Source organism: Oleiphilus sp. HI0066, from assembly GCF_001635725.1.
This window is the reverse complement of the sequence record NZ_LWFH01000302.1, coordinates 1-10,965: the sequence shown is the minus strand read 5'-3', so window position 1 is coordinate 10,965 and position 10,965 is coordinate 1. Positions and strand designations below refer to the sequence as shown.

Below are 10,965 nucleotides of genomic sequence, written 5' to 3'. Positions count from 1 at the left end.
GGACTGCGTATCAATAGAGTTAACAAGCCGCATGTTGGCAACTTTATTGGATTTCCCCTACGAAGAACGTCGTAAATTGGCTTTCTGGTCTGACGTGGCTGCAGCATCTCCCGAAACCACCGGTGGGACGGGGTATCCCGCTCAAGCCTTCGAAGTTGCTGGTGCCATGGCAAAGGGCTTCTCGGAGCTATGGCGCGAAAAAGAGGCGCGCTTGAAGTCAGGTCAGTCTCCGGGATTTGATTTAATCAGTTTGCTGCTAACCAATGAAAACACGAAAGACATGATTGATCGACCTATGGAGTTTTTAGGGAACATGGCTTTATTGATTGTCGGTGGGAACGACACAACGCGTAATTCCATGACTGGCGGTGTCTTTGCGTTGAATCAGTTCCCTGATGAGTTAGCAAAACTAAAAGCTGATCCAAGTTTGATACCTAATATGGTTAGTGAAATCATTCGGTGGCAGACGCCTTTAGCTTATATGCGCAGGGTCGCGACGCAAGATGTTGAGTTACATGGTCAAACGATTAAAAAAGGCGACAAAGTCGTGATGTGGTATGCGTCGGGGAATCGGGACGAGCGTGCGATTGAGAATCCAGATGCATTCATCATCGACCGTAAAAATGCACGCAAACATTTGTCTTTTGGATTCGGCGTGCATCGTTGCATGGGGAATCGACTGGCTGAAATGCAACTTCAGATCCTGTGGGAAGAGTTGCTATCACGCTTTGATGATATAGAAGTGTTATCAGAGCCCGAATATGTCCAATCGAATTTCGTGAAAGGCTATACCTCTATGCAGGTTAAACTGACCGCTAAGCAAGGCTAAGCATTTACTGCTCGCAATAGAGTTCTTCAATCGAGGATGATTCAAACCCGTTTTGGTCATCCATCCATGCTGTCATGTCTTTGAAAACGCGCGGTGCTTGTAGGTCGCGACTTAGCATATGGTAGCCATTGGTATAAAGTTTAAGCTGATGGTTAACTTGGCTTTCCATTCGTTTGAGCATTTCGCAAGTAGGTGTTTTAGGAATGACTTCGTCCTTGAGCCCGTATAGTACGAGGGCGGGTGTTTGTATTGCTGACGCGTTCTCAAGCGCTAAGTCCATCAAGTTAGTTAATCCATAAATAGCATCAATTCTCGTCTCTTTGATAACGAGAGGGTCTTGGCTCATCGCGATCAGCGCTTCACCATTATCGGTGGCAACCACACCAAGACTTTCACCTGTAGGTTTCCAGCCAGGGAATGTATGTACGGCGACAAACAGCGCAAAACGCTGATACCAGGGTTGAGTGCTCCGTGCCCAGACTGCAGGGGCTAGTAAGATAATTCCATCTATATGCGAGGTCTTGTCGTTATTTTGAGTGAGCGCAGAAATAATGACGGCGCCGCCCATACTTTCACCAACAAGATAAAGTTCTGCATTTGGATATTGCAGTTTTAGTGACTTGCTCATTGTCATTAAGTCAGACTGTAGCTTTCCTTTTTGCGGCCAGATACCGGTTTGTTCTGTCGCACCGAATCCTCTTTGGTCATAGGCCATGCAAAGGGTTTTTGTAGAGTGTTTATCAGTCATGAATTCGCAGAGCCCACTGAAGGCATTTGAGTAATCATTAAAACCGTGTAGTGCGAGGATAATACGCTCAGGTTCTTCTGCAGCTGGCCAGCTTTTAAAAGGAAGTTTGTACCCGTCTTGCGCAATGAAATGCGTTTCATCAAAGGTGGGAGTTTGTATGCGGGTTTGGGCTAGTTCATTAGACGCTTGTGTGCTTGGTGTGACGCAGGACGCCAATGGTATTAAGGCGAAAATAGTCAGGAGACACCTAAGTTGTATCGACATTTATTAATATTCCATATGTCTTTTATCTACGCGTGACTCTAGCGATCGTGGACGCTTTACGATGGAAACTCTATCACCGTTGCCTTTTGATTGTCGCCTTGATGAGTCTCTTGTTTTAGTGGCAAATTTGAAGCGCTTTGCTCACTTTCAAGTAAGGCTTCAAATTGAGGGATTTGATTTACCAAGCGTTGCACGTTTTCGGCGGCAAGCATATGTCTATAAGCGAGATCTAGCTCAATATCTTGCAGATCTTCATGAATTTGGTAGTGACTCAATCTCAGACCAGTTTCGGAATTACGGATGCCAGCATCAACTTGTGCTTGAAAGCGCTTAAGCTTTGCAACAATGTCATTCAGTATTGCTTGGGAGGCACTTCCAGTCTGACGCTTTTGAATTTGCAGTTGTGTGTTGCTGGTAAGTATTGAGCGAATCAGGTTCATTCCGAATTTGTCGGATGTTTGACGTTTGACTGAAGGTGCTTGTCTCTTAACTGGGAGGTCTACGGCAAATGCAATGTTGTTCCCGAGTTGCGCATGCTTATTGCGCTCAGCTTTACTGTTTGACCAGTAGACGTCTTGTTTGCATTGCGGGCAAAAGAACTTGTCGGCTTTGTCTGTAGGGTCAAGACCGTCTATAGATCGAGGGCAATCGTTTTGCCAGCTGAGTGAACGACAGTCGATGATTGTGTGTGATGTTTTTGGGTCAAGATGTTCGCGACGAACGAAAAAACCTTTCGCCTTTGAATCTAATCCGCGTAAACCGATCGCTTCATCATGGCTGATGCATAGCGATGCAGCGCTTTTGCGTTGCAACTTAACTTGATGAATAACAGATGCCAATTTGGGGTGAATCACCGGCGCTGATTTATCGTTTGATTGGTCGTTACTGCTCATAAACTACTCACTCATTTTTCTGCACTTTAACGAGCGATGTAACAGTTTGTAAAGTTGGTAAGGCCTGAAATGTCTACTTAGATAGCATTTAGAGCGCAAAAGACGCTAGATTTTAATGAATATTACGTTTCGGAAGATAAGCTTGAGTAAGTTAAGAATATGCATGCAAAAAAAGGCCGGTTGTGCAATGCACAGCCGGCAATAAGTGCGAGTAGTATCCATGAAAGTCTTTCTATTGCTGACGCATGAATAACATCAGCAACCCAATACTGGTACAGATTTTTGGTTATGCAAATAAAAAGATGAAATTATTTTGCGTTCAATATTTCTGATGCTCTAAGTGTTTGTTTTTGCGTCAAACGTTGGCAGAATTACGTTGAAGAATTTTTATAAATAATAAAAAAATAGGTGTATCTGTGGCCGTCATCGAACCAATATCCAACCCGCGCTGTGCTCAAATTAGTCAGTTTGCTGAAGACCCCGTTAAAGGTGTCGAGAAGAACTTACATTTGGTTTCTCAAGTAAAACCCAATGTACAAGATCTAGTAAGTCATGATGTATTGATTCAAGTGAAAGCTGCCGCGCTTGGCTGGGTCGATCTACTCATGACAAGCGGACAGTATCAGCATATGCCGCCTTTACCATATACCCCAGGCTTAGAATATAGCGGGGTGATTGAATGGGCTGGTAAAGAGGCGAAAGCAGAGGGTTTGTCTATTGGTGATCGCGTATTTGTAGATGGGTTTGTGACCGGACCAAGATCTCCGGGAAAGTATCAGCAATATGGAGGGTTCGCTAACTACGCGGTTGCACCTGCTGAAGCTGTTAGAGCAATTCCTGAGGGTTTCAGCTTTGAACAAGCGTGTAACCTTTTAGGAAGTTATGAGACTGCTTATCACTGCCTCGTAAAATGTGGCGAATTAAAGCCTGGTGAGACCGTTCTCATTCATGGCGCCTCAGGCGCAACGGGTTTAGCTGCGTTGCATATGGCCAAGTTGTTAGGCGCTAAGGTCATTGCAACTGGGCGCAGTGATGAAAAATTGGCAGTGGTTAAAGAGCAGGGTGCAGATTGGGTTATTAATACTTCATCATCTGATCCTGATTTCGGTGTGAGTCGCTTCAGAGATGAAGTGAAAGCACTTACCAATGGTGCCGGGGTCGACGTGGTTTACGATGGCGTAGGTGGGGATATATCGCTTGAGAGTATGCGTTGCGTAAAGTTCGGAGCGCGGTTTCTTATTGTTGGTTGGGCATCAACGCCGTTTGTCGCAAAAGGAAAAGGCCAACGTGGAGCGCCTAATGCGAATATGCTCCCCACTAACTTAATTATGATGAAAGGGCTCAAAGTCTTGGGCTGTCCTACTGTCATATCCGCGCAGCAAGATCCATCTATTCGACAAGAACGCTTATCACAGATTATGTCATGGGTACGAAATGGTGATATTCAGCCGTTTGTTTCAAGTGTTTATGACTTGGAAAATGTTAAACAAGCAATGAAAGATAAATGGACTGGTAAAATTATTGGCGGCGCAGTGCTTAAGCCAGAATAAATTGATATTGAGAGTAAGTGCACGAAAGTGTAATGAGTGCCTGATTGTGTGAGAGCGTTAATTCAGAATTTAGAGGAAAGTGCGGGGCGCTGAGTTGAAAGTGGTTTGAGAGAGCCACAATGAAACTGTGGCTCTGCATTCTCAGAGACTATGAAAGGATGTTTACGCTAGGCTTAGCGGCTTTTCACCCTGTGATGTTAGAAATACGTCGATTGGGTCTTCGAAAGTATCGTGAGCATCACCTTCAAATTTGTTTTCCCATAATAGGTAGCTTAGAAGAAGCTCTTCACCTTTCATTTCATTTTGAACTTGAGTTGTTTTAACTGTTTCAGTGTTGTTAGAAGCTACGATAGTAAGCATGTTCAATCTCCGAGAAAAATAGTGTTGTTTTTGCAATGGTGTGTTTAAAGCAAAAACCATGTACAGAGTTGAAAATAGCTATTAAAAACAATTGTTTATATTTAATTATTTTAGCTGATTATCAAGTTTCAGATTGCGGTGTCAAAAGTTTGGCGCATGTTTCTGGCAACCTGTGACCTAAGTGTATATGAGGTTTTTGTTGAGCTCGGTAGTGTTCACAATTGTTCTAATTGCTGTGCGAATTTTCATCGCATTGTTTCGTTGCTGAACAATTCACGAGGTGAAGTCATTCGCAAGCTTGGTGAGTTTCATTACTTCTGTAAATTGCTTCTCTTGAATAGTCTGTGCTTTTGTCGCGTTGTCATACGTTTGTACCGCTGAGTCTTGGATTGTGTGAACGTTCTGATTAATTTCTTCATATACCATGCTTTGTTGTTCTGTTGCCGAGGCAGATTGAATCATTGCCGCAAGGGTTTCTTCAGTCAGATTTGTGATTTCTGCTAACGCTTCTTTGGCCTCTGTGGATTGACGAGTAGTGGTGTTTGAGCTTTCAAGGGTTTGATTCATTAGATCGACAGTGACATCGACGCCTTCTTGTATCGCCGCAATAGCTGCTTGAATTTGCTCTGTTGTGGTTGCTGTGCTGCTCGCTAAATTCCGCACTTTATCTTCTACGACGGCAAAGCCACGACCTTGTTCGCCTGCATGGGCGGCTTCTATGGCCGCGTTTAATGCCAGTAGATTGGTTTGTTCAGCAATGCCATGAATCGATTGAACCAGTGTTGAAATTTCTTGGCTGGTATTACTGATACTTTTGATTTGTTCTGAGGTTGTTGAGAGCTTCGAAGCCAGTTCTCCGACTACTTGTTGCGTTGCGTTGCATTGACTTGGCTTGAGCCTTGCGCGACGTTATTTTGAACCGATTGCATTAGGCTGCTCACGTTTTGGGTGTTCTGTGAGACCTCTGTTATAGATGTCGACATCTCATTGATAGCGGTGGCAAGTTGCTCAAGTTCTTGTTTCTGACGTGCTGTTTGCTGCTCTGTATCACTCGCCATATTCGCAGATAATCGCGCACCATCTTCTACGTTTTTGGTGCTGTCCACCACTCGCCAAAGGGCGGTTTCTAACTTATTGCGCATAAATATTTTACTAAGCTCAAGACTGCCTAGTTCATCCAAACGGCCCGTATAAATATACTGCGCGAGTGTGTCGGAATAGGTTGTTGCTGATTCTTTCGCTGCTTGTCGTATGTTGAGTGTGATGAAAAAATTAAAAAGTGTCATCACTCCAAGAAAAGCGATTGTGGAAGCGGCTCCGATTAAAAAATGTGTGATGGCCAAAAAAATGGCAATAGGAAGTAGTAGGGTCGTGGTCGCTGCATTCAATTCATAGGCGATTGGCCAATGTTTAGGGTGCTATAGATGGTAGGGCTGTTTACCTTCATTAATTAGCTTGTAAGCATGCGTAGCGCGACTGATTTGATCACGACTTGGCTTGAATCGAACGCTTTGCAGGTGAGCTTCACCGTCAGTTTCATCCGCATTAGCCATCACGAAAGCATCGACCCAATAGTGATCCCCGTTTTTACAACGGTTTTTAATGATGTCCATCCACGATTTTTGATCCGCCATTGCGTCCGAAAGCGATTGAAACGCGGCTTGTGGCATATCTGGATGACGAACAATGTTGCGTGCTTGCCCAAGCGCTTCTTCTTCGGTAAACCCTGATATTTCAACGAAGTCTTTATTGACGTATGTGATCACGCCTTTAGACGTGGTTGTTGAAACAATGCGAGCGTGCTGGTCATATTCAAGCTCGTTTTGAGTAACGGGTTCGTTAATGCGCATGGGGATTTCCTAATTAGTAAACTGCCCAAAGAGCTTAGTAAGCGCAGGCATAGCTTGCTGAGCTTTTCGAATATGCTGGATCTAAATCAATTAACTTGAAGGGAGCTATCATGGAAACGGATCATCACATCAACTAAGGTTTGGAATCTAATCTAAGCAATGACGCGTATTTAACGCTGGGTTTAATCAAAGGAATCTTTTATGTATAGAGCGTATGCAGCAGAGACCGCAGGCGGAAAGTTGGTTGAAGTAGGGAGAGAACTTCAACCTTTAGGTGCGAATGATGTTGAAATTGACGTGATGTATTGCGGTATTTGCCATAGTGACGTGAGCATGCTCGACAACAGCTGGGGGATGTCTGTGTACCCTATCGTAGCAGGGCACGAAGTCATTGGCCGTGTTGCAAGCGTTGGCGCGGAAGTTGACGATACCTTAGTTGGTAAAAATGTAGGGCTTGGTTGGCATTCTGACTATTGTGGTCATTGTAAAAGCTGCCGAAGTGCAGATGAGAATTTATGTGCAGAAGCTCAAGGCACGATCGTCAACAGAGATGGCGGATTTGGTGACAAAGTCGTTGCGAGCGCGGCGAGTGTTGTAGAAATTCCTGAGGGCATGGACCTGCCTAAGGTAGGGCCTTTGTTATGTGGTGGTATTACCGTTTATAACCCTCTAGTTCAGTTTGATGTTAAACCGACTGACAAGGTTGGCGTCATCGGCATAGGGGGCTTAGGGCACATAGGTCTGAAGTTTTTAAACGCGTGGGGATGCGAAGTTACCGCTTTCACAAGTTCTGACAGCAAAAGAGAAGAAGCCTTAGCTTTGGGGGCGCATGCAACGATTAATTCTAGTTCTGCGGCAGACCTTGCTCGGGCGGTGGGCCAGTTTGATTTTATTATTTCTACCGTCAACGTGAAGTTAGACTGGAACGCTTACATTGCCTGTTTAGCTCCAAAAGGCCGACTTCATTTTGTGGGAGCGACAACAGAGCCTCTCGATCTAGCTGTCTTTCCACTGCTAATGGGACAAAAGTCTGTGTCGGCTTCGCCAGTAGGGAGTCCTGCAACGATTGATCAGATGCTAGCGTTTGCGGTAAGGCATGACATCGAACCACAGGTTGAGATGTTCCCGATGTCTGATATCAATGCGGCCATTCAACATTTGAGAGATGGCAAAGCGCGGTATCGCGTTGTGCTTGATAATACTTGAGGTTTTACGCTGTAAATAAAAAGGGCGTGAAGTGAATACTTTACGCCCTTTTTTGTATCTATTAACTGTCTAGTCGTTAGCGGCAACGGTAAAGAACAAAAGTTTGACGGCCGTCTTCAATTTCTGAGATGGGAGTAATGGTGTTCGCCTTTTTTGAGTAGGCGGCATTTCGAGCTAGTGTTGAAAGCTCTTGCGCCATTGTATCTTCGTCACGATCAATGCCAGCAATACTGGATAGTACTTTTACCTCGGTTTCGCCAATGCGCTTACATTCTGCCGTGTCGTGGCTAATGATCACCTTCTGACTGCCGGGCACCGTATCAACAAATGAACATCCGACAAGCGTGATCGATAATATAAAAGCAGGCGCAATGCTTGTAAGAATACGTTTAGGTGTGAACTGCATGAAGAATACCCATGAATTTGTTGTTAGAAGCCGGTTGATATTAACAGGTCTTTGTCGATAATACCTCGCACAAACTTCATTCTCTGATTTCGAACGAAAGGCGCTGTAATGGCATTAAAATACGAAATTGTTCCGGTTACGCCATTTGAGCAGAACTGCAGTCTTGTTTGGTGTGATGTGACGATGTCTGCTGCGGTTGTAGATCCAGGCGGGGACTTACCTAAAATTCAGGCACGTATTGATGCGCTTGGTCTTAAACTAGATAAGATTATTTTGACGCACGCGCATATCGATCATGCTGGTGCGGTAGGGGAATTGAGTACATCTCAAAACCTTCCCATTGAGGGGCCGCACAAAGAAGACCAATTCTGGATTGATATGCTGCCTCAGCAATCTCAGATGTTTGGCTTTGCGCCAGCTCAATCCTTTACTCCAAATCGGTGGTTAGAGCAGGGTGATACTGTCGAGATCGGACAGGAAATTCTAGAAGTCTTGCACTGCCCAGGCCACACGCCGGGTCACGTTGTTTTTTATCATCGTCCGAGCGAATTGTTGTTCGTCGGAGATGTTCTCTTTCAAGGCTCTATCGGTCGAACTGATTTCCCGAAGGGAGATTACGACACTTTATGTAAGTCTATCCGCGGCAAGCTCTGGCCTTTGGGTGATCAGATTTCTTTTGTTCCTGGTCATGGCCCTATGTCTACGATTGGACAAGAAATTAAAACAAACCCTTTTGTTGGTGGTTACGGTTAGTCGATAAGCTAACGAAAGAATTTTTAACCACCCATATTATTTACTGAACGACTGGAAATTTTAATGACTCAAACTGTACGTACCCGTATTGCTCCATCTCCAACAGGCGACCCGCATGTCGGCACTGCTTATATCGCACTGTTTAACATGTGCTTCGCGAAGCAACATAACGGCAAGTTTATTTTACGTATCGAAGATACGGATCAGGCGCGTTCCACGCCAGAGTCAGAAAAGCAGATTCTTGATGCTTTACGTTGGTTAGGTCTCGATTGGGATGAAGGGCCTGATGTTGGCGGTCCTCATGGACCATATCGCCAAAGCGAGAGAAAAAATGATTACGGCGCGTATGCGAAACAACTGGTTGAAGAAGGTAAGGCTTTCTACTGCTTCAGAACACCTGAAGAGTTAGATGTTATTCGTGAGGAACGAAAAGCAGCTGGTTTGAATCCCGGTATTAAAGGTGATTTGGAATTGCCAGCAGATGAAGTCGAGAAGCGTTTAGCTGCAGGCGAGCCTCATGTTATTCGTATGAAGGTGCCAGAAGAAGGTACATGTGTCATTGATGATATGTTGCGCGGCACGATCGAGATTGATTGGGCGCAAGTAGATGCTCAAATCCTGTTAAAAAGTGATGGAATGCCAACCTACCACTTAGCCAATGTTGTTGATGATCATTTAATGGAAATCACTCACGTGATTCGTGGCGAAGAGTGGATTAATTCTGCGCCAAAGCATCAGCTTCTATATGAGTACTTTGGTTGGGATATGCCAACCCTATGTCACATGCCTTTGTTGCGTAACCCCGACAAGAGTAAATTGAGTAAGCGTAAGAACCCTACCAGTATCACCTATTATGAACGGGCTGGTTTCATGTCTGAGGCTTTAACAAATTACCTTGGCCGTATGGGTTATTCATTGCCCGACGAAACCGAAAAATTCTCGCTTGATGAAATGATCGCAACATTCGATATCAAGCGCGTTTCACTAGGTGGACCAATTTTCGATGTTGAAAAACTTAGTTGGTTAAATGGTCTGTGGATTCGAGAAAATCTTTCAGCCGAAGACTTTGCCGCGCGTGCTCAGCAATGGGCATTTAACTCAGATTATGTGAAGCCAATGCTTGAGCATGTTCAAGGTCGAGTAGAAACTTTTGCTGATATTGCGCCACTTGCTGGATTTATGTTCTCAGGAATGCTGAATATTTCTAAAGACGACTTTGCGCATAAAAAATTAGAAGAAGGGCAGGTGAAGCGTGTGCTCCAGTTTGCTTTGTGGACGCTTGAGGCGCAGCGTCATTGGAACAAAGACAATATATTTGGTGATGTAAAAAGCTTGGCAAAAGCAATGGAAATAAAGATGGGTGATTTCATGCAGCCATTATTCGTGGCAATTGCTGGAACGCCTAATTCGTGGTCTGTGGTTGAGTCGATGGCCATGCTTGGACCGGATATGACGCGAGCGCGATTGCGTCATGCCTTAAATGTTTTGGACGGGTTCTCCAAGAAAGAAGGTAAGCGTGTTGAGAAAGAGTTTGCTGCACTGCAAAACGTCCTAGCAGGCTAATTTTAAAGCGTTATTTTTGAGAAATTGATCAATGATTGTGCGATCAAAAATAATCTCGAAAAAGTTCAAAAAAGCGCTTGACTCACCAAGGGGGCTTCTTTAACATTCGCCCCCGTTGTGAGGCACTCATCGCAGATGGGGCCATAGCTCAGCTGGGAGAGCGCAACGCTGGCAGCGTTGAGGTCGACGGTTCGATCCCGTCTGGCTCCACCAAACATCTAGGCAGTTTGGTGAGATGAAGGAAAAGAGTTCACAACAACGGCAATAAATTGCGAGTTGTCAAAAAGGTTTATGTCCCGTTCGTCTAGAGGCCTAGGACACCGCCCTTTCACGGCGGTAACAGGGGTTCGACTCCCCTACGGGATGCCAATTCTGCATTAGCAGATCAAAACCGCTTCAGGAAACTGAAGCGGTTTTTTTTTTGCCTAAAATATTTAGGCGTAAAAAAAGGGAGTCATGACTCCCTTTTTAACTGATTGTATTTGAATCTTTGGTGTTATTGGCTTTCTGGTACATTAATAGTGAGGTCGAAGCCACCGCCTG

At 44.7% G+C, this 10,965-nt stretch carries 12 protein-coding genes and 2 tRNA genes; 7 read left to right on the top strand and 7 right to left on the bottom strand.

The window, feature by feature from the left end; translation table 11 throughout:
- Positions 1-829 (top strand): cytochrome P450 (locus A3738_RS04485; RefSeq protein WP_156503952.1); only part of this gene is annotated, 829 nt, incomplete at its 5' end.
- Between the two features lie 4 nt (positions 830-833).
- On the opposite strand, the gene A3738_RS04480 is transcribed toward A3738_RS04485, so the two are convergent.
- Together A3738_RS04480 and A3738_RS04475 are read right to left on the bottom strand one after the other, a co-directional pair.
- Positions 834-1,841: an alpha/beta fold hydrolase gene (locus A3738_RS04480; protein WP_068473611.1), complete on the bottom strand. Its 1,008-nt coding sequence runs from the start codon at positions 1,839-1,841 to the stop codon at positions 834-836.
- 56 nt (positions 1,842-1,897) lie between these two features.
- Complete coding sequence (locus A3738_RS04475; RefSeq protein ID WP_068473614.1) at positions 1,898-2,734, bottom strand: hypothetical protein; 837 nt, start codon at positions 2,732-2,734, stop codon at positions 1,898-1,900.
- Between the two features lie 416 nt (positions 2,735-3,150).
- Between A3738_RS04475 and A3738_RS04470 the strand changes: the two genes are divergently transcribed.
- Positions 3,151-4,284, top strand: coding sequence for an NADPH:quinone oxidoreductase family protein (locus A3738_RS04470; RefSeq protein ID WP_068501283.1), 1,134 nt, complete (start codon positions 3,151-3,153; stop codon positions 4,282-4,284).
- A 162-nt stretch (positions 4,285-4,446) separates the two neighbouring features.
- Here the strand turns inward: A3738_RS04470 and A3738_RS04465 are convergent, their stop codons facing one another.
- The 4 genes from A3738_RS04465 to A3738_RS04450 form a co-directional block, all read right to left on the bottom strand.
- A complete protein-coding gene (locus A3738_RS04465) occupies positions 4,447-4,644 on the bottom strand; it encodes a hypothetical protein (protein ID WP_068476656.1) in 198 nt (65 codons plus the stop codon).
- Between the two features lie 273 nt (positions 4,645-4,917).
- Entirely contained in the window at positions 4,918-5,496 is a 579-nt protein-coding gene (locus A3738_RS04460; RefSeq protein WP_082869158.1) for a methyl-accepting chemotaxis protein, read from the bottom strand.
- 8 nt (positions 5,497-5,504) lie between these two features.
- A complete protein-coding gene (locus A3738_RS04455; RefSeq protein ID WP_068476660.1) occupies positions 5,505-5,930 on the bottom strand; it encodes a methyl-accepting chemotaxis protein in 426 nt (141 codons plus the stop codon).
- 132 nt (positions 5,931-6,062) lie between these two features.
- Positions 6,063-6,494 carry a PAS domain-containing protein gene (locus A3738_RS04450; protein WP_068476662.1) on the bottom strand — a complete coding sequence of 144 codons (432 nt, stop codon included), beginning with the start codon at positions 6,492-6,494 and terminating at the stop codon, positions 6,063-6,065.
- A 201-nt stretch (positions 6,495-6,695) separates the two neighbouring features.
- Between A3738_RS04450 and A3738_RS04445 the strand changes: the two genes are divergently transcribed.
- Positions 6,696-7,700, top strand: coding sequence for an NAD(P)-dependent alcohol dehydrogenase (locus A3738_RS04445; protein WP_068476664.1), 1,005 nt, complete (start codon positions 6,696-6,698; stop codon positions 7,698-7,700).
- Between the two features lie 76 nt (positions 7,701-7,776).
- On the opposite strand, the gene A3738_RS04440 is transcribed toward A3738_RS04445, so the two are convergent.
- Positions 7,777-8,106, bottom strand: coding sequence for a DUF4156 domain-containing protein (locus A3738_RS04440; RefSeq protein WP_068763552.1), 330 nt, complete (start codon positions 8,104-8,106; stop codon positions 7,777-7,779).
- Positions 8,107-8,214: 108 nt separating this feature from the next.
- Between A3738_RS04440 and A3738_RS04435 the strand changes: the two genes are divergently transcribed.
- The 4 genes from A3738_RS04435 (at position 8,215) to A3738_RS04420 (ending at position 10,791) form a co-directional block, all read left to right on the top strand.
- Positions 8,215-8,859 carry an MBL fold metallo-hydrolase gene (locus A3738_RS04435; protein WP_068473790.1) on the top strand — a complete coding sequence of 215 codons (645 nt, stop codon included), beginning with the start codon at positions 8,215-8,217 and terminating at the stop codon, positions 8,857-8,859.
- 63 nt (positions 8,860-8,922) lie between these two features.
- Complete coding sequence (gene gltX, locus A3738_RS04430; RefSeq protein ID WP_068473793.1) at positions 8,923-10,422, top strand: glutamate--tRNA ligase; 1,500 nt, start codon at positions 8,923-8,925, stop codon at positions 10,420-10,422.
- A 137-nt stretch (positions 10,423-10,559) separates the two neighbouring features.
- Positions 10,560-10,635: transfer RNA gene (locus A3738_RS04425), tRNA-Ala, on the top strand.
- An 80-nt stretch (positions 10,636-10,715) separates the two neighbouring features.
- Positions 10,716-10,791 (top strand) — tRNA-Glu (locus tag A3738_RS04420).
- Positions 10,792-10,965: the final 174 nt, after the last annotated feature.